This is a genomic window from Caulobacter sp. GSs2, from assembly GCF_058680895.1.
Map to the genome: position 1 here is coordinate 1,377,643 of NZ_CM178725.1, position 20,318 is coordinate 1,397,960.

Here is a 20,318-nt window from a genome sequence, read left to right on the forward strand (position 1 = left end):
TTTTCACCCCGAGGGGCGAAAGCGGCCGTTTTTTCGTCCGCAAGGCCATTTGCCGCCCGCAGGGGTTGGCTCCCGGCCAGAGAAGCCTTGAATCAGGCTCCGCGATGGGTTCACCTGCCGCTGGGACCGGTCGCGCACCGGTGGGAGGAAACAGCTGCGATGGCGGAAACACAGCCACGCGCCGGACCGACGCTGACGAGGATCGCCGGCGGCGAAATGGCTGAACGCGTGCGCGCCTTCGACTGGTCGACCACGCCGATCGGCGCGATGGAGACCTGGTCGCCCAGCCTGCGCCTGGCCGTCGACATGATCCTGGCCACCAACTTTCCCATGGCCCTGCGCTGGGGTCCGCAGCTGTGCCTGATCTATAACGACGCCTATGCCCCGGCCCTGCACGACAAGCACCCGGCCGCCCTGGGCATGCTGTTCAGCGAGCACTCCGAGGCGTTTCAGGCCAGCCTGCGGACGGTGCATGACACGATCCTGGACGGAACCAGCGGCGGCTACGCGCTCGAGAAAATGCCCCTGAGCGTCAGGCGCGACGGCGACGCCGGTCCCCGGATCGGCCATTTCACCATCAGCTACAGTCCCGTGCCCGACGCCAGCGCCGCGAGCGGCGTCGGCGGGGTGCTGATCACGGCCGTCGAGCTGACCGAAGCCGTCGAGACCGAACGCACCCTGCGCGAAACCGAGCGGCGCTATCGCCTGGCCATCGAAGCGGCCGGCGGCATCGGCGCCTGGAACTGGGACGTCAAGGCCAACAAGGTCTATGCCGACGCCGGCTACGCCGCCCTGCACTCGCTGACGCCGGAGTTGGTCGAGGCCGGTCTGCCGGTCGAGAGCTTCACCCCGGCCGTGCACCCCGATGATCGCGAGCGCATCCGGAAGGTGAGCCTGGCGGCGATAGAAAGGGGCGGCGACTTTTCGGATGAGTATCGGCTGGTCATGCCCGACGGCTCGACCCGCTGGGTCTATGCCCGTGGCAGCGCCTATCTGGACGCCGACGGGACCCCTTCGCGCAATACGGGCGTGGTCGTGGACATCACCGAGCGCAAGGCGGCCGAGGCCAACCTGCTGGCGGCGCGGGCCGACCTGGACCTGGCGGTGCAAGCCGCCCGCATGGGTCGCTGGGATCACAATCCATCGATCGGCGCGCGGTTCTGGGACAAGCGGGCGCGCGAAATCTTCGGCCTCAGCGACGATGTCGAAAACACCGCCGAGACCTTTGAAAAGCTGGTCCATCCGGACGATCTGCCCGCCCTGCGCGCCACGCTCAGAGCCACCCTGGATCCCGCCGGCGACGGCAAGATCAATCAGGAATACCGGATTCATCGCGCCTGCGACGGGGCGCTGCGCTGGATCGAGATCTCCGGCCGGGCCTATTTCGAGCATGGCCAATGCATCCGCTTCGTGGGCGTGGTTTCCGACGTCACCGAACGCAAGGAAACCGAGGCCCACCTGCTGCTGCAGGAAGAGACCCTGCGCCTGGCCGTCGACGCCGCCGACCTGGGAATCTGGGAACTGGATGTCGCCTCGGGCCTGCTGACCTGGTCGGACCGCTGCTATGCGATGTTCGGCGTGGCGCCGGGAGAGCCGGTCACCGTCGACACCTTCTACGAGTGCCTGCATCCCGATGACCAGGAGCCGACCCGCGCCGCCATCGCCCGCGCCCTGGATCCGCGCCTTCGCGCCGACTACGCCCTCGAGTTTCGCACCGTCGGCCGCGACGATGGCCATGAGCGCTGGATCACCATCAAGGGCCAGGCCTTCTTCTCGCCCGAAGGCAAGGCGACCCGGCTGCTGGGCGCGACAGTCGACGTCACCGACCGCAAGCGCGCCGAACTGCACCTGCGCCTGCTGGTCAACGAGCTGAACCACCGGGTCAAGAACTCGCTGGCCACCATCCAGGCCATAGCGGCCCAGACCTTCAACGCCTCGCGCCCCCTGGCCGAGGCCCAGGAGGCCTTCACCAGCCGCATCCTCGCCCTGGCCGAGGCCCACGACCTGCTGACCCGCGAGAACTGGGAAGGCGCGGAGCTGCACGACATCGCCGCGCGCCTGGCGGTGCTGCACGGCGGTCCGGGACGATTCGAGCTGGCCGGCCCGGCGATCCGGCTGTCGCCGCGCACGGCCCTGTCGCTGTCGATGGCCCTGCACGAGCTGGCCACCAATGCGGTGAAGTACGGCGCGCTGTCGGTTCCGGGCGGCCGCGTCCACATCCGCTGGGCTCTGGCCCCGGGGATGGCCGAGCGGCTGGACCTGACCTGGACCGAGATCGACGGCCCGCCCGTCAGCCTGCCCACCCGGCGCGGTTTCGGCTCGCGTCTGATCGAACGCGGCCTGGCCGCCGAACTGTCGGGCGAGGCCGCGATCCGGTTCGAACCCGCCGGCGTGGTCTGCCACATTCGGGCGTTGCTGGACGCCTAACCCGCCAACCTCAACGCCCTTCCGATCTGCTCGTCCGTCCGCCGCATCACCATCAGCACGGTCAGGGCGATGATCAGCAGCGGCGCGGCCCAGCCGGCCAGGCCCATCACGGTCAGGGTGGTCGCCCCGGCGATCAGGGCGCCGATCAGGATCTCGGCCAGGGTGGCCAGCCACGACGCCCCGCGCCGACGGCGGAAGTCGGCGCGCTTGCCGGGCTTCTGGTGCCAGACATTGATCAGCCCGCAGGCCCAGGCGGCCAGGCCCGCGCCGACGGCGGTGATCAGGCCGGTCAGGGGCTGGAACCAGGTCAGGGCCGCAATCGGACCCACCAGCAACACGGCCACCGGGATCAGGGCCGCGACCAGCTTGGCCCGGCGCAGGGTGGCCATCGAGGTCGGCGACACGGCCAGCAGGTCGGGGGTGTCCTCGGCCGACAGGGTGATCCAGGCCAGGCTGCCGGCCACCTGCCCGGCCATGAAGGCCACGATCCCGGCCCCGCCGGCCAGGGCGACGGCGTCGACCTTGGCGGCCGAGCGGGCCAGCACCAGGGCCAGCGGTATCAGATACAGCACCCGCAAAAGCACCTGCGACAGCAGGGTGGCGTCGCGGCCGATCAGCCGAAGTTCCTTGCGCACCGTCGCCTTGAAGGCCCCGGCCGCGAAGGCTCCGGCCGGTTTGACCCGGCCGCGCGGACGCTTGGAGGCCGCGCCCTGGGCGGCCGCAGCGGCGTCGGAGAACCGCCGGCCCAAGGCGTTGGTCGCCAGCCAGAACAGGCCGACGCCGACGGCCAGCATCCCCGCCAGCGGCAGGGGCTCGCCGAGCATGGCGCGCAGCGGCAGGCTGGCCCAGGGCGGCGGGGTCAGGCGGCCGTCCATCGCCTCGCGGACGATCGTGGCGTAGAGGGTCTCGCTGGCCGCCTCGCCCATCAGGGTGCGGTACTGGCTGGCCAGGAAGAAGGCCGCGCCGACCAGGGCCGCCAGTACCTGGGCCACCGTGCGGGTGCGGCGCGGACCGATCAAGGCAAACAGCGCCATGGCCAGGATCAGCCCCACCGCCGTGGCCGTCAGGGCCAGGGCGATCAGCACCCCAAACACCCCCAGCCAGCCGGGATGGCCATACAGGATCGACGGCAGCAGGATCGGGGCCGCGAACGCCATGAAGATTGTCGCCACTCCGGTGGCGATGCCCAGCGAGCGCACCAGCAGCACCTTGCGCGGCGCGATCGGCGAGGAGAACAAAAGGTCCAGATCGCCCCGCTCGTACAGCGCCTCGGCCGAGGCGCTCAGGGTCTGGGACAGCATCAGGGTCAGCAGCACCGCGCACAGCAGGTCGGCGATCAGCACCGCCAGCGGATGGATCGGGACCTCGTGGCCATGCACGGCCAGGGCCAGAAACACGCCGCCGACAGAGGCGAAGGCCAGCAGGATCGCCAGGCCGATCAGGGCCCCGGCCCCCTTGCCCGACTTGCCGCCCTTGCCAGATTGGCCGGCGCGAAACCCTCGCCAGGCCAGACGCATCTCGTGGGCCAGCAGCCAGGCCGTGCTGGCGGGCTTGAGCAGGCTCACGCGGCGGCGCTTTCGGCGGTCAGCTGCAGGAAGACGTCCTCCAGGGTGGAGCTGCCACCCGCGCCGCCGGCCTGGGCGCGCAGTTCGTCCAGCCGGCCCTCGGCCAGCAGCCTGCCGCCGGCGATGATGCCGATGCGGTCGGCCATGCGTTCGGCCACTTCCAGAATATGGGTGGTCAGGATCACCGTGGCGCCGGCGTCGACCCGGGCCCGCAGCATGTCTTTCACCAGCCGCGCGGCGGCGGCGTCCAGGCCGGTCAGGGGCTCGTCGAGGATCAGCAGGCGGGGGTCATGGATCAGGGCCCCGGCCAGGGCGACCTTCTGTTTCATGCCTCGCGAAAAGCCCTCGCAACGGCGGCGGGCCTCGTCGGCCAGGCCCAGCTGGGCCAGCAGCTGCTCGGCCCGGGTCTTGGCCAGTTTGGGATCGACGTTCCAGAGGCCGGCCACGAATTCCAGATATTCCAGCGGCGTCAGGCGGTCATAGATCATCGCCTCGTCGGGCGCCCAGGCGACCAGGGCCTTGGCCCCGGCCGGATCCTGGCGGGCGTCGACGCCATAGATGCTGATCTGGCCGCTGTCGGGCTGGGTCAGACCCGCCACCATCCGCAGGGTGGTGGTCTTGCCCGCGCCATTGGGACCCAGCAGGGCGTAGAGCTCGCCGGCATGGACCGTCAGGTCCAGATTGGCCACGGCGGGCTTGGCGAAGGTCTTGTTCAGCCCCCGCACGATCAAGGCTTCGGTCAAGGCTGGGGTCCCCAAGTCACGGCCGGCATCAGAACGTGATTGGGGGACAGGTGGCAAGCGCCGCACTGGCCCCCTACGGGCTGCTGCGCAGCCGTCTTCCCCCGGAGGGGGAAGATGACCGCGATAGCGGTCAGGAGGGGGCAAGTGTCAGCGACCTCGCGCGGGAACCGCCGAGTTGGTGGGAAGGGCTGCGGAGCGTCCGGGCCTCGCCCGGATGAGAGTGTAGTGAATACCGTTTCGACGAAGACAGACGCTCCGCGTGATCGTTATCCCTCTGGCCGGGGTGCGCAGGCCTGTTCAGCCTTTTGCCCCACCCGGGTTTCATCCTCCTCGCGACGGACCCAGCCTTGGGCTGCAGCCACGCCGATTCCGCAGGAACCCGGAGCGAACCTTCGGACGGGCGGAGGCCTTGGCTTGCCCCCGATAGGCGGGTTTACGTCACCCGCCCTCACTCCCGCTCGATCACCCCTGACAGCCGCAACGGTCGCCGTACGTGCGCCCTTCCCGTGCTGTCAGGTGAGATTGATTATGCGGGCGGTTTCGGCGCGTCTGATGGGCGCGATCAAGTTTTTTGCAAGTGGTTGATCTGGGCAGGGTTTGTTCTGGAAACTACGGGGATTGAGCGCGGTCTATCCCCGCAAGTCCTCCCCCTGAAGGGGGAGGGGGCGACGAAGTCGACGGAGGGGGAAGTGCTGCTGACTCATTGCGGTCTTCCCCCACCGGCCTCCGGCCGCCTCCCCCTTCGGGGGGAGGACTTGCCAAGACGCCCCGCCTCACGCGGACGGGCGCCCGCCCCGGCTGAGAACGGTTGCTGCCAGATCCTGTCAGCAGGCTCGCGATAGGGTGTCGCAAACAACGGGAGCGACCATGTCCGACCTAGTCTTTTACACCAACCCCATGTCGCGCGGCCGCATCATCCGCTGGATGCTGGAAGAGATCGGTCAGCCCTATGAGACCAGGGTCCTGCGCTGGGAGGCCGGAGACACAAAGACCGCCGACTATCTCGCCATCAATCCCATGGGCAAGGTGCCCGCCATCGTCCACGGCGGGGTGGTCGTTACCGAATGCGCCGCCATCTGCGCCTATCTCGCAGACGCCTTCCCCAAGGCCGGTCTAGCGCCCCCCGCCAGCAGTCCGCTGCGCGGTCCCTATTATCGCTGGCTGTTCTTCGGGGCTGGCCCGATCGAGCAGGCTGTGGCCGCCAAGGCGGTGAACCTGGAGCCAACGGTCGAGCAACGCCGCTCGCTGGGTTTCGGCTGCATCGAGGACGTCCTGGGCGCCGTCGAGGGCACCGTCAAGGACCGCCCCTATCTCGTGGGAGACGGCTTTACAGCCGCCGACCTCTACCTCGCCTCTCACCTGTCCTGGGGGATGAACTTCGGCACGATCGAAAAGCGCCCGGCGTTCGAGACCTATGTGGAGCCCCACCTGCAACGCCCCGCCGCCAAGCGCGCCGACGAGATCGACGACGCGCTGATCCTCGCCGAGGCAGTGCCGACGTCCTGAACCTGTCAGCCATGTCTCCGAACAGGCGTCGGCTATGTCTCCGGTTTGAACAATAAGAGCGGGAATGCCGGTGAACCTATTGGGGACCCGCCCCGACACCTTCCCGCCCGGTTCGCGCGATGAGCGTCGCCATCGCTTTCAGCGTTGTGGAGATGTAGAACTCAGCTCAACCTCAGGATAGAATAGCACCGAGAGCGTACGTAAGGTCGAGGGGCTGATGTTCGAGAGTATGAAGTGGTCCGCTGATCGCGCGGAATTCCACGGGGTCAGCTTCCAGATCGAGAGCGCGTCAGCCTCCACCTCCGGCCAGGACGATCACTTCAAGTTCTACAAGACCCGTGAACTGGTCGATCAGTACCAGCTGCATTTCGCGCGCCACGACCGTCGGCCGGTGACCAACGTCTTCGAACTGGGCATCTATGACGGCGGCAGCACCGCCTTCTGGGTCGAGGCGCTGAAGCCGGCCAAGCACATCGCGATCGACTTCCAGGCGCGCAGGGACAGCCCCTATTTCGACCAGTGGATCGCCTCGCGTGGCCTGGCTGATCGCGTGAGCACCTATTGGCGGACCAACCAGGCCGACCATGCCGAACTTCGTCGCATTGTGCGGGCCGAAATGGATGGCCCGCTGGACCTGGTCATCGACGACGCCTCGCATCTCTACGCGCCGTCGAAAGCCAGCTTCGAGACGCTGTTCCCGCTGCTGCGTCCGGGCGGGACCTATATTCTGGAAGACTGGGCCTGGGACCACTGGAGCGGCTTTTCCGATCCCGACCACCCGTGGGCCCATGAGCGACGCCTGACCGATTTGGTCGTCGAGATCATCGAAGCGGCGGGCACGGCCCGCGACCTGATAGCCCGGGTCGAGGTGTTCAACGGCTTCGTCGTCGTGGAACGCGGGCCGCTCGCGCTGACCGCCGCATCCCGGTTCCGGCTCGACGACCATATCCGGCGCCGTCCCGCGCGGGAGATCCGCGAGACGCCCTATCGCCCACCGTCATGGCTGAGGCGATGGGTCCGGCGGTGGCGGCGCGCGATCGGCCAGGGCGCCTGAACCCTCCGCCTCAGAACGTCGTCTTGCACCGCTGCTTGTAGTGCACGCCGCGCAGGAACCCGCGCCGCGCCAAGCCCGCGTCCAGGGCCGCGTCGAGGCGGCGTTCGGCCGGGGCGGCGCCGGTGATCTCGCGGACCAGGCCGCGGAACGGGATGATCGAGTTGATCACCGTCTTGCCGCCGGCCGCGGCCAGCTTGCCGGCGCGGCTTTCCTTGACCTCGTTGCCGACGATGTAGTCGGGACCCAGGGCCTCGTTGAGTTTGCGGACCTCGCCGGCCAGCTGCACGCAGGTCTTCAGGCCCTTGAGCGTGTAGGGATCGGCCAGGGCCTCCTCGAGGATCGGCGGCGTCTCGCGCCGCATCATCCCGACATCGCGACCGGGCTGTGAGCCGATCTCCAGGACCGACTTGCGAGCGCCGTCCCAGCGGCCCGGAGCGACGGCTTCGTCCTTGGCCCCGTCGTCGCCGCGCCCGACCTGCGGCTTGTCCTGGGCCTTGTCCTGGGCCTGGGCGACGCCGCCCAGAGTCAGCGCCGCGACGACCGCGAACATCCCGTATCGAAAGCCAGATCCACGCATGTCAAATCCTCAAGCGTCCGAAAGACGGAACGCGGGTTAGGAACGGCAAGCTTGGCAACAGGTTCCGCCCTAGTTCGGCGGCGAGACCGCTTCCAGCTCGAACGCCGCGTCCAGCGCGTCGTCATTGGGAACTTCGCCTGTCAGGGCGGTGTCGAGGACGTTCTGCAGCGAGCCCCAGACGAAGGCCAACTGCTCCAGAACGGCCGGCACGCCATCAGGCTCGAAGCCCGGATAGCAGTCCTCGATCAACCACAGGCCGGTCAGGACGTCGAAGCCGAAGCGGCAGCCGATCAGGCGAAACTGCGCGCGGGCGATGGTCTCGAACAGGGCGGTCAGGTCGCGGGCCTGGTCCAGATCCTGCGGATCCAGCACCTGGCAGCGGACCTGCAGCCAGTCGTTCTCGGGGAACAGATAGAAGGCCCCGCCGTCGTCAGCGCCGGAGACCTCCAGGCCGTTGTCGATCTCGCTGACAAGGTAGCCGGCTTCGCGGCAGGCCGAAGCGACGGCGTCCAGGTCGATGGGATAGGGCTCGCTGGCCATCGTCAGGACCGGTAATCGCCGTTGATCGCCACATACTGCTTGGTCAGGTCGCAGGTCCACACCGTGGCCGAGCCCTTGCCGACGCCCACATCGACGGTGACCTCGAACTCGGGCTTCTTGACGTAGGCGCTCATCGCCGCCTCGTCGTATTCGGGTGAGACCAGGCCGTCGCGAGCCGCATAGAGGTCGCCGAACTTGATGCTGATGCGCTCGCGGGCCACCGGCTCGTCGGCCCGGCCGATGGCCATGGCGATGCGGCCCCAGTTGGCGTCCTCGCCGGCGAAGGCGGTCTTGACCAGCGGGCTCTCGGCGATGGTGCGGGCGATCTTGCGGGCGCTGGCCGGGCTTTCGGCGCCGTTGACGGTGACGCGGACGAACTTGGTCGCGCCCTCGCCGTCACGCACCAGCTGCTGGGCCAGATCCAGCAGCAAGGCGTCGAGCTTTTCGCGGAAATCGGCCAGGCGGCGATCGCCGGCGCGGTGGATCTTGGGCGCGGTCGACTGGCCGGTGGCGAACAGCAGCAGGGTGTCATTGGTCGAGCGGTCGCCGTCCACCGTGACGCTGTTGAAGGTGGTGCGGGTATAGAGGCTGACCAGGGTCTGCAGGGCGGCCGGCGCGATGGCCGCGTCGGTGGCGACGAAGGCCAGCATGGTCGCCATGTCGGGCGCGATCATGCCCGAGCCCTTGGTGATGCCGGCGATCTTGACCTCGTGCCCGTCGATCAGGGCCGTGGCGAACGCGCCCTTCGGGAAGGTGTCGGTGGTCATGATCGCCTGGGCGGCCTGCGGCCAGGCGTCGGCGGTCAGGCGGGTCTCGACCTCAGCCAGGCGGGCGGTGATCTTGGCGTCGTCGAGGATCACCCCGATCACGCCGGTCGAGGCCATCATCACGTCGCGCTGGCGGCAGTCGAAGCGCTTGCCGACAGCCGTGGCCACCCGGCGCACGGCGTCGGCGCCCGGCTTGCCCGTGAAGCTGTTGGCGCAGCCGGCATTGACCACCAGGGCCCGCACATCGGCGCCGCCGGTGGCGGCCAGCTGGCGCTTGCACCAGTCGACCGGGGCCGAGCCGACGCCATGACGGGTGAACACGCCTGCCGCGCTGGTGCCCTCGGCGAAGCGCATCAGCAGCAGGTCTTCGCGCTCGTGCTTGTAGAAGCCCGCGCGGCCGGTGGCGATCTCGACGCCGGCGATCGGCGGGATATGCGGGAACGGCACGGCCAGGGGCGAGATCGCCAGACCGGGCTTGCCCGGCGCGGCCGCCGCCTTGGCGGGTTTGTCGTCGCGACGGCGAGTGGCCCGCTTCAGGGCCGAGGCCAGGGGATCCAGGGCGCGTTCCAGGCTCTGGCCCACGCGCTCGACGGCGCCCGGCGTGGCGGCGTCGGCTTCGGCGGCGGGCTTGGCGAGCGTCTTGTCGGTCTTGGAGGGCATAGGGTCGTCTCGACTAGTTCTTCTTCGCGGGCGCCGGGGCGGGCGAAGCCGCTGGGGGCGCAGAGGCCGGGGCCGAGCCTTGCAGCTCCACCGGCGGGGCCGACGCCGGCTCCTCGGGCGCGCCGGGCACGTCCTGGGTCTTGCTGGCCAGCATGTCGACCTTGGCGCCGCCGCGCAGCTTTTCCAGCAGGTCGCGGACCTGATCATAGGTCAGGAAGCGCACGATCTGCGGACGGGCCGCCTCAAGCGTGATCGGCTCTTCCATGCGCTTGTCCTCGACGCGCAGGATCGCCCAGCCGCCCTCGGTGGCGAACGGTCCGACCAGCTGGCCCTTCTGGGCGGCCTTCAGGGGGGCGGCATAGGCCTCGGGCATCACATCGACGGTGAAATAGCCGAGGTCGCCGCCGTTGAAGCGCGTGGCCTGATCGGTCGAGCGCTCCATGGCCAGGGCGTCGAACGAGGCGCCGGTGGCCAGAAGCTTCTTGATGCTGTCGGCCTCGGCCTGGGTGGCGACCAGGATCTGGCGGGCGCGGATTTCCTCCGAGCGCTTGGACAGCTTCTGCTGCTCGGCATAGAGGCGGCGGATGGCGTCTTCATTGACGGCCTTTTCGACCACGCTCTCGACCAGCATGTCGCCCAGGATGCGCTCGCGGGCGGCGGCCAGGCGGCGCTGGGCCACGGGGTCCTTGTCGAGCTTGCGCTTGAGGGCCTCGGCGGCCAGCAGCTTCTGGTCGACCACCTCGTCCAGGCGCTGGCGGAACACGTCGCTGGAGATGTCCAGCGGCTCGCCCTCGCTGATCAGGCCCTGGGCGACGGCCTCGCGCTTGACATCGGAGGCCCAGACATTGTGCCCGTTGACGCGGGCCACGGCGGTGTCGCCCGGCTCCGGCGGCTTCTCGGCGCTCTTGTCCTGACCGCAGGCGGCCAGAATGACCGTGACGGCGAGAGCGGCCCAAACGCGGCTGTGGCGGAACTTGATCAAGGACGGATCTCCGAAACACCTTAGCGACCGGCTCTAGCGTGGTTTCGGCCGCAGGGGAATGCAACTCCGGCGCATCCCGCCGACCGCTTTTCGCGAAAGCGAGCCGGCGGGACAACCAAACACGGTAAAGGCCGGAAACCTTCGCCTTTACCATGCTCTATAAGGGGGCCTCGCGTTGACACTGGCAGGGTCGCTGCTTAAGTCTCGCGCGCGCCGTAAGGGCCGGAATAGTCGTGCTTGGTAATGACCTTGCGCGATCCCCAACGCCCACAGCGCCTAACACTTCATCGGAATTTCGACTTCATGCTCGGCTTCGCCAAAAAGCTCTTCGGCTCTTCCAACGACCGCAAGGTCAAGACGCTGACCGCCCGTGTGGCGAAGATCAACGCCTTTGAGCCGCAACTCGCCGCGCTCTCCGACGAGGCTCTGAAGGCCAAGACCGACGAGTTCAAGGCGCGCCTCGAGAAGGGCGAAACCCTCGACGACATCCTGCACGAAGCCTTCGCCGTGGTGCGCGAGGCCTCCAAGCGGGCGCTGGGCATGCGCCACTTCGACGTCCAGCTGGTCGGCGGCATGGTGCTGCACTTCGGCGGCATCTCGGAAATGCGCACGGGCGAGGGCAAGACCCTGGTCGCCACCCTGCCCACCTATCTCAATGCCCTGGCCGGCAAGGGCGTTCACGTCATTACCGTCAACGACTACCTGGCCAAGCGCGACGCCGAGTGGATGGGCCAGATCTACAACTTCCTGGGCCTGAGCTATGGCGTGATCGTCAACGGCCTCAGCCAGGGCGACCGTCAGCGCGCCTATCGCAGCGACATCACCTACGGCACCAACAACGAATTCGGCTTCGACTATCTGCGCGACAACCTGGTCTACAGCGTCGAGGAAATGGTCCAGCGCGGCCACCACTTCGTGATCGTCGACGAGGTCGACTCGATCCTGATCGACGAAGCCCGCACGCCGCTGATCATCTCGGGCCCGACCGAGGACCGCAGCAGCCTGTACAAGACCGTCGACGTCCTGGTGAAGGAGCTCATCAAGGACAAGACCAACTACGATCACGACGAGAAGCAGAAGCAGGTCATCCTCACCGAGGACGGCCAGGAGCGCATCGAAGAGGTCCTGATGTCAGGCGGCCACCTGGCCGAGGACACCGCCGGTCTGTACGACGCCGCCAACATCTCGCTGGTCCACCACGTGAACCAGGCCCTGCGCGCCAACGTGCTCTACACGCGCGACAAGGACTACATCGTCAAGGGCGACGAGGTCGTTCTGATCGACGAGTTCACCGGTCGCATGATGACCGGCCGCCGCCTGTCGGAAGGCCTGCACCAGGCCATCGAGGCCAAGGAAGGCGCCGACATCCAGCCCGAGAACCAGACCCTGGCCTCGGTGACCATCCAGAACTATTTCCGCCTCTACACCAAGCTGTCGGGCATGACCGGCACGGCCTCGACCGAGGCTCAGGAATTCGACGACATCTACAAGATGGCCGTCAGCGAAATCCCGACCAACCGCCCGGTGATGCGCATCGACGACGACGATGAGGTCTATCGCACCGAGCGCGAGAAGAACGACTCGATCCTGATTCAGATCGCCGACTGCCATGCGCGCGGCCAGCCGATCCTGGTCGGCACCGTGTCGATCGAGAAGTCAGAGGAGTTGTCCAAGCTCCTGTCGACCTATGCCTACAAGGTCGAGATGTCGCGGGCTCCGAAAGCCGAGCACGCCGGCAAGGACGACAAGGAACTGGCCAAGATCGGCGATGACGCCTTCGACATCGTCTACAAGACCGGCAAGGGCATTCCCCACCAGGTGCTGAACGCCCGCTTCCACGAGCAGGAAGCCGGCATCGTCGCCGACGCCGGGGCGCCCGGCGCGGTGACCATCGCCACCAACATGGCCGGCCGCGGCACCGACATTCAGCTGGGCGGCAACCTCGACATGCGTCTGGCCAGCTGGCGCCAGCAGCAGAAGGGCCTGGGCATCACCCCCCTGCCCGCCGACGAACTGGCCATGCGCGCCGAGATCGAGGCCGACATCGCCGAGTCCAAGGCCAAGGCCCTGGCCGCCGGCGGTCTGTTCGTGCTGGGCACCGAGCGCCACGAAAGCCGCCGCATCGACAACCAGCTGCGCGGCCGCACCGGCCGTCAGGGCGACCCGGGCCGTTCGAAGTTCTTCCTGTCGTGCGAAGACGACCTGCTGCGCATCTTCGCCGGCGAGCGTCTGGACGCGATCATGCGCACCTTCGGCGTCCAGGAAGGCGAGGCGATCACCCACAAGTGGCTCAACAACGCCATCGCCACCGCCCAGAAGCGCGTCGAGCAGCGCAACTACGAGATCCGCAAGAACCTCCTGAAGTACGACGACGTCGTCAACGACCAGCGCAAGGCCGTGTTCGAGCAGCGCCAGGAGTTCATGGAGTCGACCGACCTTTCGGACATCATCCACGAGATGCGTCGCGACGTGGTCGATGACCTGGTTTTGCGCCACCTGCCGCCCAAGGCCTATGCCGAGCAGTGGGACATCGAGGGCCTGACCGAGCGGGTCAAGTCGATCCTGGGCCTGGACCTGCCGCTGGCCGAATGGGCCGCCGAGGAAGGCATCGCCGACGAGGAGATGCGCGAGCGTCTGACCAAGGCCGCCGACGCCTACGCCGCCCAGCGCGAAGAGATCATCACCCCAGAGCAGATGCGTTCGGTCGAAAAGAGCTTCCTGCTGCAGATGATCGATCTGCAGTGGCGCGAGCACCTGATGCACCTGGACCACCTGCGCAACGTCATCGGCCTGCGCGGCTACGGCCAGCGTGATCCGCTCAACGAGTACAAGACCGAAGCCTTCAGCCTGTTCGAAAAGCTGCTGGGCGACCTGCGCACCAACACCACCCGCTGGCTGATGACGGTCGAGATCGCCTATGCCGAGCCGGAACCGCTGCACAGCCCGGAAAACCTGATCGAGGTCCACATGGACCCGCTGACCGGCGAGAACATCGCCGTTGCCGGCGCCCTTCCCGAAGGTCTGTCGCCCCAGCAGCGCGAGGCCCTGCCGGTCTCGGTGCTGCCGGAAGGCTGGCAGAACACCAGCCGCAACGGCCCCTGCCCCTGCGGTTCAGGCAAGAAGTTCAAGCAGTGCCACGGGTCGCTGGTCTAGCGGTCAGGCTCTGAGTTCGAGTTATGAAGCGCCCGCCCTGGGGAACCGGGGCGGGCGTTTTAGCCTTGCCCCCCCTAAAACCCGCTCTCCCCGGCGAAAGCCGGGGCCCAGATCGAACCCTGAGCGTGAATGTACTTGCCATGCCTTGGGCGCGTCAGCCCCAAACGCCCCGGATGAATCTGGGCCCCGGCTTTCGCCGGGGAGAGCGGAGTGTAGGTGGCCCTACCCCAGAAATTCCAACGCCAAATCCCGCCAATCCGGGTTATCAGCCTCGATCAGTTGCAGCTTCCAGACCCGCCGCCACTCCTTGATCTGGCGCTCGCGCCGCCAAGCGCCTTCCCGTGTCTCATGGGCTTCATACCAGACCAGCATTGTGCAGCCATATCGCCCAGTGAAGCCGCGTTCACGCGACTGATGCTCTGAGACGCGACGGCCGAGGTCGTCGGTGTAGCCCGTGTAGAGTGTACCGTTGCGGCGGCTGGCCATGATGTAGACGTGGAACATCATGGCGTAACCTTACAGAGATTTTCTGATCAATTTCAATCTAAGGTTACAAGATATCCGCTCTCCCCGGCGAAAGCCGGGGCCCAGATTCATCCGGTGCGTTTGGGGCTGATCCGCCAAAAGTCTTGCCCGTGCGCAGGTGATCGTGGGTTCGATCTGGGCCCCGGCTTTCGCCGGGGAGAGCGGAGTCTATAGGTCACGACTTCTTGCTCTTCCGCCCCACCACCCAGGCCGCAACGACCAGCATCACGGCCCCGCCACGCGCCACCTGTCCCGTTGACGCGCCCTGTTGACGCCCCCCGCCGCCACAAGCCAACTGACGCCTCACGTCGACGAAAGACCCTCCATGCGCCTCGCCAGCCTCGCCGCCGCCCTCGTCCTGATCGCGGCAGGTCCCGCCGCCGCCGCGCCCAAGACCTTCCGGCAACTGCTGGACATGCCCCGAGCCCAGCCCACCGCGCACATCCCCTATGGCGCCGAGCCCGAGCAGTTCGGCGACCTGTGGCTGCCGCAGGGGCCCGGCAAGCATCCGGTGGTGGTGCTGATCCACGGTGGCTGCTGGCAGGCCAAATATCCTAGCGTCGAGCTGATGGCCTATATGGCCAAGGACCTGCAGGGACGCGGCTATGCGGTGTGGAACCTGGGCTATCGCCGGCTGGGCGAGCCGGGGGGCGGCTATCCGGGCACCTTCGTCGACGTGGCCAACGGCCTGGACAAGCTGCGCGACCTCGCGCCCGAGCATCATCTGGACCTGAAGCGCGTGGTGGTGGCCGGTCACTCGGCCGGCGGACACCTGACCACCTGGGCGGCGGGCCGCGATCGCCTGCCCAAGGCCAGCCCCCTGCGGGTGGGCAAGCCCCTGAAGATCCGGGGCGCCATCAGCCTGGCCGGCATCAACGACCTGGCCGCCTATCGCGCCACCGGCCCCGACGCCTGCGGCGGGCCCGACACCATCGACCAGCTGACGGCCGGCGCCGCGCTGCCGGACCGCTATGCCGACACCTCGCCGCCGGCCTTCCTGCCGATCAGGACGCCGCTGGCGGTGATCTCCGGCGCGCTGGACCCGATCGTGCCGCCGGTGTTCGGCGTCGACTTCGCGGCCAGGGCCAAGACGGCGGGCGACCGGGTGGAAGAGATCACGATCGCCGACGCCGGTCACTTCGAGCTGATCGACCCCACGTCAGCGGCCTGGGCGCGGATCGTGGGGGTGATTGATCGGATGGCGGGGCAGTAAAAATCTCCGCTCTCCCCGGCGAAGGCCGGGGCCCAGATTCAGCCTGAGCGTCTAGGGATGACGCGCCTTCTGACGGAGCCAGAACAACAGCCGCTCTGGGCTCGATCTGGATCCCGGCTTTCGCCGGGAAGAGCGGTTGAGGTGTACTAAGGCCGCACCACACACCCCGTCTCCGGTCCCGCCCGGCCTTCCAGCACCGCCAGATAGGTCGCCGCGATGGCGTCCTGGCCCTGGCCGGTCTCGACCTTCAGCCAGCGTCCGGCGTCGGCGACGAAGGCGCTCCAGGCCGCGCCGTAGCGGCTCTCGAAACCGCCGGGACCCCAGTCTTCCTGGCGCTTTTTCACACGGTCGGGGGCGAAGAACAGGATCGGCTTGGGACCGGGCAGGTCGCCCGCCCCGCGCGCGGCTTCCCAGTGCGTGCCGCCGACCAGGCAGGAATAGGCCAGGTCCTCGCCGAACCGGCGGTGGACCGCGCCCAGCACGCCGGCGTCGCCCGCGAAGTCGACAAAGACCGCCGGCGTGGCGATCGGCGCCGTGGGGAAGTCGTCATAGGTCACGACCTGGTCGTAGAAGCCCAGGGCCTCGACAAAGGCCACATTGCGCGCCGAGGTCAGGCCCACCACCTTGGCCCCGCCGCGCTGCTTGAGCAGGAAGGCCAGGCCGATGGCGGTCTTGGACGAGGCGCTGGACAGGATGATCGACCCGGCGCCGAACATGGCGTGCTCGTCCAGGAAGTCGTCGATCAGGAAGCCGGTGATGAACAGCGGCTGCAGCAGGGACCGCAGCGCCTCGGTTCCATCCTCGGCGTCAACCGCCGTGTACTGATTATAGACCGCCGCCAGATGCTGGCGGTGCGGCGCGGCGTCGGCGAAGCCGCCGCGCGTCTTGCGGGGCTGCACCGTCAGATGGGTCGACATCGGATAGTAGCCGTAGAAGCGCTGGCCGACCGCGATGTCGGGGTGGCTGGAGGCCTCGACCGTCGCGAAACCCCAGACCGGCACGCGGCCGAAACCTTCCGCCGCCGGGAAGAAATCCCAATAGCGCATGGCCTCGCCGAACACGGCATAGGTGATGTTGTTGGCGGTCAGGGCGAAGCTGTCGACGGCCAGGCGAACCTCGCCCTCGGCCAGGTCCGGCAGCGTGGCGGGCTGGAATTGTGTCTGTCTCAGGTCGGTCTTGGCGACCAGAAAATCCCAGGCCATGGCGGCGCTCCCTTGGTTGTTGGGGGTGAGGTAAGCGCAGCTGAAGCCCCGACGTCAAACGATTGTTCGACATCCAAAACGGCTTGTCATCCCGGCCGCAACGAAGTGGAGAGCCGGGACCCAGGGCAACCGCGATGCGGCGGCCCCTGGGTCCCGGATAGCCTCTGCGAGGCTTCCGGGATGACAAGGTTTGGGCGGCGCCTAGGCTGCATTCACCCAGTTGCCGTGGAACCCGAACGGCACGCGCCGGGGCAGGCTGGCGCTCGCCACCGGACCCGCTGCGACGTTCATCGCGTCCAGCACGACCAGCTCGCTGGTGTTCAGCTGGCCGCGATAGACCACCGCCGTCAGCCAGCCCTCGCCCTCCGGCGCAGTCGGTGAGGCCGGGGTGAAGACCGCCTCGGACACCGCATCGCCGGCCGGCACGCTCCATTCGCTGCGACGGCCCGTCTCCAGGTCGATATGGGCGATGATGTTGGTGCGGAAGTCGCCGGGCTTGAGGCTCTGACCGACAAACCAGCCGTGGCGATAGGGCAGGCCCGCCAGCCGCTCGTCAAAGCGCGGGAACTCGCCGGCCAGATCATCCAATGGCGTCTCGGTCACCGTTCCGGCGGTCAGGTCGATCGTCCAGCGCACCAGATAGGCCGCCGCGTTCTCGCCCCGCGTGCCGTCGGCCTTGGGGAACAGCGGCGCCGAGGCGTAGCGCATCACATCGACGATGATGGTCTCGCCCTCATCGAAGGCGTTCATCACGTGGAAGACATAGCCCTTGGGGGCCTCGATCCAGCGCAGGCTGGCCACGCCCTGGTCGCGGCGCAGCACGGCCAGCTGGCCGCCCTTTTCCGGCTCCCAGGCAAAGACCGGCTGGCCGCCCATGGCCCGCTGCAGGCTGCCGGTGAGGGGCAGGACCGGAATGACCACATGCTCGCGGGTGACCGCGAAATCATGGATCATCGAGCAATAGGGGGCCTCGAAGGTCTCGCGCTTCAGCAGGGTCCCGCCGGCGTCGGCCACGCCCCAGCTGACCTTGTTCGACAGCGGCATCGGATCATCGGCATAGGCGAAGAACACCATCTCGCCGGTGATCGGGCAGGTCTTGGGGTGGGCGGTGACCTTGCCGCCCAGATCATAGGGCCCGATCGAATCCAGCGCGGGTCCGGACAGCTGGAAGGGCGCATGGGCCTCCTCCAGGGCCAGCAGCCGGCCGGCATGCTGGACGATGTTGGTATTGGCCACGCCGCTGTCGCCGCCCATGACCGAGGGATCGGTGGTCATCGGATTGCCCCAGCTGCCGAACAGGGCCTGACCGGCCGCGTGCTCGACCGTCCACTTGTTCGTGCGGACCCAGCGGTTGCGGTAGTGCACCCTGCCCTCGTTCAGGGTGAAGGCGTGCAGCATGCCGTCGCCGACGAACCAGTGATAGTTGCCGTCGCGCGGCGCGAACTGCGGATTGGGCCCGTTGCGGTACAGCGTCCCCGTCAGGCCGGGGGGCAGGACGCCCTCCACCACCAGCTCAAAATCATCCTCGCTGCGCACCGGCGCGAAATTGCCGGTCAGATAGGGGTTGATGCGAACCTCGCCGTCCATGGTCGGTCTCCGGGCTGTGGTCGTGATGGCTTATTGTTTACGTTGTAAATTTATGTTGTAAGAAAATCAGTCCGTCAACTGGGATTCGTCAGTGCCCCGCGTCCTGTCTTCCGAAGACATCGAAGAGTTCCGTCGTCGCCTGTGCGTGGCCGCCGAGGCCCTGTTCGCCGAACGTGGCCCCGAGGCCGTGACCATGCGCGAGCTGGCCACCGCCATGGGGGTCAGCCCGATGACACCCTATCGCTATTTCCAGGACAAGGACGCCATTCTCGCCGCCGTACGGGCCGCCGCCTTCACCCGCTTCGCCGAGGCCCTCGAGGCCGGAGTGGGGCCCACGGTGGCCCCGATGGAACAGTCTCGCCAGGCCGGCATGGCCTATATCGAGTTTGCCCTCGCCCAGCCCCAGGCCTACCGGCTGATGTTCGACCTCAACCAGCCGACCGAGGCCGACTATCCCGACCTGCAGGCGGCTGTGGCCCGGGCCCGGCGGACCATGACCGTCCACGTCGAGGGCATGATCCAGGCCGGCCTGCTGGAGGGCGACGCCGAGATGATCGGCCACATGTTCTGGTCCGTGCTGCACGGCATGCTGATGCTGCAGATCACCGGCAAGCTGGCCCCGACGATCGACCCCCAGGCCCTGCGGCGCCTGATGTTTGCCACCCTGCTGCGCGGACTGGGGCTGCCGCAGCCCTGATCCCGCCCGGCCCGCCCTCCGGATTGTCACCGAGACAATGTTTCCGTTGCAGGGCGGGACGCCAGGGATCAAAGGCGGGACGCCCGCCAAAAAGGACCCGCCGATGACCGCTGCGCCCCTGCCCCTGCGCCATCTGTTGCTGGCCCTGGCCGTGGTGGCGGTGTGGGGCACCAATTTCGTGGTCATCCGCGTGGGGCTGGACCACCTGCCGCCGCTGCTGTTCGCCACCCTGCGGTTCACCCTGGTGCTGCTGCCCATGGCCTTCTTCGTCAAGCGGCCCGACGTGCCGTGGCGCAACCTGGCCGCCTATGGCGTGCTGATCGGGGCCGGACAGTTCGGGATGCTGTTCCTGGCCATGAAGGGCCATATCTCGCCGGGGCTGGCTTCGCTGGTCGTGCAGACCCAGGTGTTCTTCACCATCGGCATGGCCATGAAGATCAATGGCGAGCGGGTGCAGCCCTTCCAGGTCGTCGCCCTGCTGCTGGCGGCCAGCGGCATCGTGCTGATCGCCGCCCACGGCGGCGGCTCGGCCACGCCTCTGGGCGTGGGGCTGGTGCTGCTGGCCGCCGCCGGCTGGTCGGGCGGCAATATCGTCGCCCGTCAGGCCGGCAGCGTGAACATGCTGGGCTATGTCGTCTGGGCCAGCCTGTTCTCGATCCCGCCGCTGTTTATGATGTCGCTGTGGCTGGAAGGCTGGAGCGCCATGGTCGCCGGCGTGCGCAACGCCGACGCCCTGACCTGGGCTGCGGTGCTGTGGCAGGCGGTGGGCAACACCATGTTCGGCTATGCCGCCTGGGGCTGGCTTCTGGCCCGCTATCCGGCCGCCACCATCTCCCCGATGGCCCTCATGATCCCGGTGTTTGGCATGGGCGCCTCGGCCCTGCTGCTGGGGGAAGCCTTGCCCGCCTGGAAGCTTGGCGCCGCCGCCCTGGTGCTGACGGGCCTGGCGGTGAACATGCTGTGGCCGAAGATCAGAGGGCGGTTCTTGGTGGCGAAGGCCTAGCAACACTTCCGCTCTCCCCGGCGAAGGCCGGGGCCCAGATTCAGCCAGAGCGTCTGGGGATGATGCGCCTTCTGACGGTGTGAAGACGCCCACCTGTCAGGGTTCGATCTGGGCCCC

General features: G+C 67.9%; 16 protein-coding genes and 1 pseudogene. 8 read left to right on the forward strand and 9 right to left on the reverse strand.

From position 1 onward, the window contains the following. Positions 1 to 216 precede the first annotated feature (216 nt). The gene (locus tag ACW17Z_RS06705) at positions 217 to 2,427 is read left to right on the forward strand and encodes a sensor histidine kinase (protein ID WP_492058097.1); all 2,211 of its coding nucleotides are present in this window, start codon (positions 217 to 219) and stop codon (positions 2,425 to 2,427) included. On the opposite strand, the gene ACW17Z_RS06710 is transcribed toward ACW17Z_RS06705, so the two are convergent. Both ACW17Z_RS06710 and ACW17Z_RS06715 read right to left on the reverse strand, forming a co-directional pair. Next, positions 2,424 to 3,992 carry a hypothetical protein gene (locus ACW17Z_RS06710; protein ID WP_492058098.1) on the reverse strand — a complete coding sequence of 523 codons (1,569 nt, stop codon included), beginning with the start codon at positions 3,990 to 3,992 and terminating at the stop codon, positions 2,424 to 2,426. The genes ACW17Z_RS06705 and ACW17Z_RS06710 overlap by 4 nt on opposite strands. Then, a complete protein-coding gene (locus tag ACW17Z_RS06715) occupies positions 3,989 to 4,735 on the reverse strand; it encodes an ABC transporter ATP-binding protein (protein ID WP_492058099.1) in 747 nt (248 codons plus the stop codon). Before ACW17Z_RS06715 ends, ACW17Z_RS06710 begins: the two co-directional genes overlap by 4 nt. Positions 4,736 to 5,602: 867 nt before the next feature. On the opposite strand from ACW17Z_RS06715, the gene ACW17Z_RS06720 reads away from it, so the two are divergent. Both ACW17Z_RS06720 and ACW17Z_RS06725 read left to right on the forward strand, forming a co-directional pair. Next, positions 5,603 to 6,241, forward strand: a complete 639-nt coding sequence (locus ACW17Z_RS06720; protein ID WP_492058100.1) for a glutathione S-transferase family protein — start codon at positions 5,603 to 5,605, stop codon at positions 6,239 to 6,241. A 217-nt stretch (positions 6,242 to 6,458) separates the two neighbouring features. Further along, complete coding sequence (locus ACW17Z_RS06725) at positions 6,459 to 7,295, forward strand: class I SAM-dependent methyltransferase (protein ID WP_492058101.1); 837 nt, start codon at positions 6,459 to 6,461, stop codon at positions 7,293 to 7,295. Positions 7,296 to 7,305: 10 nt separating this feature from the next. On the opposite strand, the gene ACW17Z_RS06730 is transcribed toward ACW17Z_RS06725, so the two are convergent. The 4 genes from ACW17Z_RS06730 to ACW17Z_RS06745 form a co-directional block, all read right to left on the reverse strand. Continuing rightward, complete coding sequence (locus tag ACW17Z_RS06730; RefSeq protein ID WP_492058102.1) at positions 7,306 to 7,872, reverse strand: hypothetical protein; 567 nt, start codon at positions 7,870 to 7,872, stop codon at positions 7,306 to 7,308. 69 nt (positions 7,873 to 7,941) lie between these two features. Continuing rightward, a complete protein-coding gene (locus tag ACW17Z_RS06735) occupies positions 7,942 to 8,412 on the reverse strand; it encodes a hypothetical protein (protein ID WP_492058103.1) in 471 nt (156 codons plus the stop codon). A 2-nt stretch (positions 8,413 to 8,414) separates the two neighbouring features. Further along, the gene (gene argJ, locus ACW17Z_RS06740) at positions 8,415 to 9,839 is read right to left on the reverse strand and encodes a bifunctional glutamate N-acetyltransferase/amino-acid acetyltransferase ArgJ (protein WP_492058104.1); all 1,425 of its coding nucleotides are present in this window, start codon (positions 9,837 to 9,839) and stop codon (positions 8,415 to 8,417) included. 13 nt (positions 9,840 to 9,852) lie between these two features. Next, positions 9,853 to 10,821: a peptidylprolyl isomerase gene (locus ACW17Z_RS06745; RefSeq protein WP_492058105.1), complete on the reverse strand. Its 969-nt coding sequence runs from the start codon at positions 10,819 to 10,821 to the stop codon at positions 9,853 to 9,855. Between the two features lie 303 nt (positions 10,822 to 11,124). Between ACW17Z_RS06745 and secA the strand changes: the two genes are divergently transcribed. Continuing rightward, positions 11,125 to 13,974 (forward strand): preprotein translocase subunit SecA, encoded by a 2,850-nt coding sequence (gene secA / locus ACW17Z_RS06750; protein ID WP_492058106.1) that lies wholly within the window; start codon positions 11,125 to 11,127, stop codon positions 13,972 to 13,974. Between the two features lie 222 nt (positions 13,975 to 14,196). Here the strand turns inward: secA and ACW17Z_RS06755 are convergent, their stop codons facing one another. Then, the gene (locus ACW17Z_RS06755) at positions 14,197 to 14,481 is read right to left on the reverse strand and encodes a GIY-YIG nuclease family protein (RefSeq protein WP_419318292.1); all 285 of its coding nucleotides are present in this window, start codon (positions 14,479 to 14,481) and stop codon (positions 14,197 to 14,199) included. 343 nt (positions 14,482 to 14,824) lie between these two features. On the opposite strand from ACW17Z_RS06755, the gene ACW17Z_RS06760 reads away from it, so the two are divergent. Then, positions 14,825 to 15,712 carry an alpha/beta hydrolase family protein gene (locus ACW17Z_RS06760; protein WP_492058107.1) on the forward strand — a complete coding sequence of 296 codons (888 nt, stop codon included), beginning with the start codon at positions 14,825 to 14,827 and terminating at the stop codon, positions 15,710 to 15,712. A gap of 146 nt (positions 15,713 to 15,858) precedes the next feature. Here the strand turns inward: ACW17Z_RS06760 and ACW17Z_RS06765 are convergent, their stop codons facing one another. Continuing rightward, positions 15,859 to 16,914: a DUF2855 family protein gene (locus tag ACW17Z_RS06765; protein WP_492058108.1), complete on the reverse strand. Its 1,056-nt coding sequence runs from the start codon at positions 16,912 to 16,914 to the stop codon at positions 15,859 to 15,861. A 75-nt stretch (positions 16,915 to 16,989) separates the two neighbouring features. Here ACW17Z_RS06765 and ACW17Z_RS06770 point away from each other — a divergent pair. Then, positions 16,990 to 17,072: pseudogene (locus ACW17Z_RS06770) on the forward strand (hypothetical protein); the annotation flags it as partial. A gap of 43 nt (positions 17,073 to 17,115) precedes the next feature. Here ACW17Z_RS06770 and ACW17Z_RS06775 read toward each other — a convergent pair. After that, positions 17,116 to 18,501, reverse strand: coding sequence for a carotenoid oxygenase family protein (locus ACW17Z_RS06775; protein WP_492058109.1), 1,386 nt, complete (start codon positions 18,499 to 18,501; stop codon positions 17,116 to 17,118). Between the two features lie 91 nt (positions 18,502 to 18,592). On the opposite strand from ACW17Z_RS06775, the gene ACW17Z_RS06780 reads away from it, so the two are divergent. Together ACW17Z_RS06780 and ACW17Z_RS06785 are read left to right on the forward strand one after the other, a co-directional pair. Beyond that, positions 18,593 to 19,198 carry a TetR/AcrR family transcriptional regulator gene (locus tag ACW17Z_RS06780; protein WP_492058110.1) on the forward strand — a complete coding sequence of 202 codons (606 nt, stop codon included), beginning with the start codon at positions 18,593 to 18,595 and terminating at the stop codon, positions 19,196 to 19,198. A 103-nt stretch (positions 19,199 to 19,301) separates the two neighbouring features. After that, the gene (locus ACW17Z_RS06785) at positions 19,302 to 20,201 is read left to right on the forward strand and encodes an EamA family transporter (protein WP_492058111.1); all 900 of its coding nucleotides are present in this window, start codon (positions 19,302 to 19,304) and stop codon (positions 20,199 to 20,201) included. The last annotated feature ends 117 nt before the right edge of the window (positions 20,202 to 20,318 follow it).

Bases quoted from the DNA above. Each gene is read 5' to 3' on its own strand.
- ACW17Z_RS06725 (WP_492058101.1), top strand. From the start codon at position 6,459: ATGTTCGAGAGTATGAAGTGGTCCGCTGATCGCGCGGAATTCCACGGG.
- ACW17Z_RS06735 (WP_492058103.1), bottom strand. From the start codon at position 8,412: ATGGCCAGCGAGCCCTATCCCATCGACCTGGACGCCGTCGCTTCGGCC.
- secA (WP_492058106.1), top strand. From the start codon at position 11,125: ATGCTCGGCTTCGCCAAAAAGCTCTTCGGCTCTTCCAACGACCGCAAG.
- ACW17Z_RS06730 (WP_492058102.1), bottom strand. From the start codon at position 7,872: ATGCGTGGATCTGGCTTTCGATACGGGATGTTCGCGGTCGTCGCGGCG.
- ACW17Z_RS06760 (WP_492058107.1), top strand. From the start codon at position 14,825: ATGCGCCTCGCCAGCCTCGCCGCCGCCCTCGTCCTGATCGCGGCAGGT.
- ACW17Z_RS06720 (WP_492058100.1), top strand. From the start codon at position 5,603: ATGTCCGACCTAGTCTTTTACACCAACCCCATGTCGCGCGGCCGCATC.
- ACW17Z_RS06705 (WP_492058097.1), top strand. From the start codon at position 217: ATGGCTGAACGCGTGCGCGCCTTCGACTGGTCGACCACGCCGATCGGC.
- ACW17Z_RS06765 (WP_492058108.1), bottom strand. From the start codon at position 16,914: ATGGCCTGGGATTTTCTGGTCGCCAAGACCGACCTGAGACAGACACAA.
- ACW17Z_RS06755 (WP_419318292.1), bottom strand. From the start codon at position 14,481: ATGATGTTCCACGTCTACATCATGGCCAGCCGCCGCAACGGTACACTC.
- ACW17Z_RS06775 (WP_492058109.1), bottom strand. From the start codon at position 18,501: ATGGACGGCGAGGTTCGCATCAACCCCTATCTGACCGGCAATTTCGCG.
- argJ (WP_492058104.1), bottom strand. From the start codon at position 9,839: ATGCCCTCCAAGACCGACAAGACGCTCGCCAAGCCCGCCGCCGAAGCC.
- ACW17Z_RS06785 (WP_492058111.1), top strand. From the start codon at position 19,302: ATGACCGCTGCGCCCCTGCCCCTGCGCCATCTGTTGCTGGCCCTGGCC.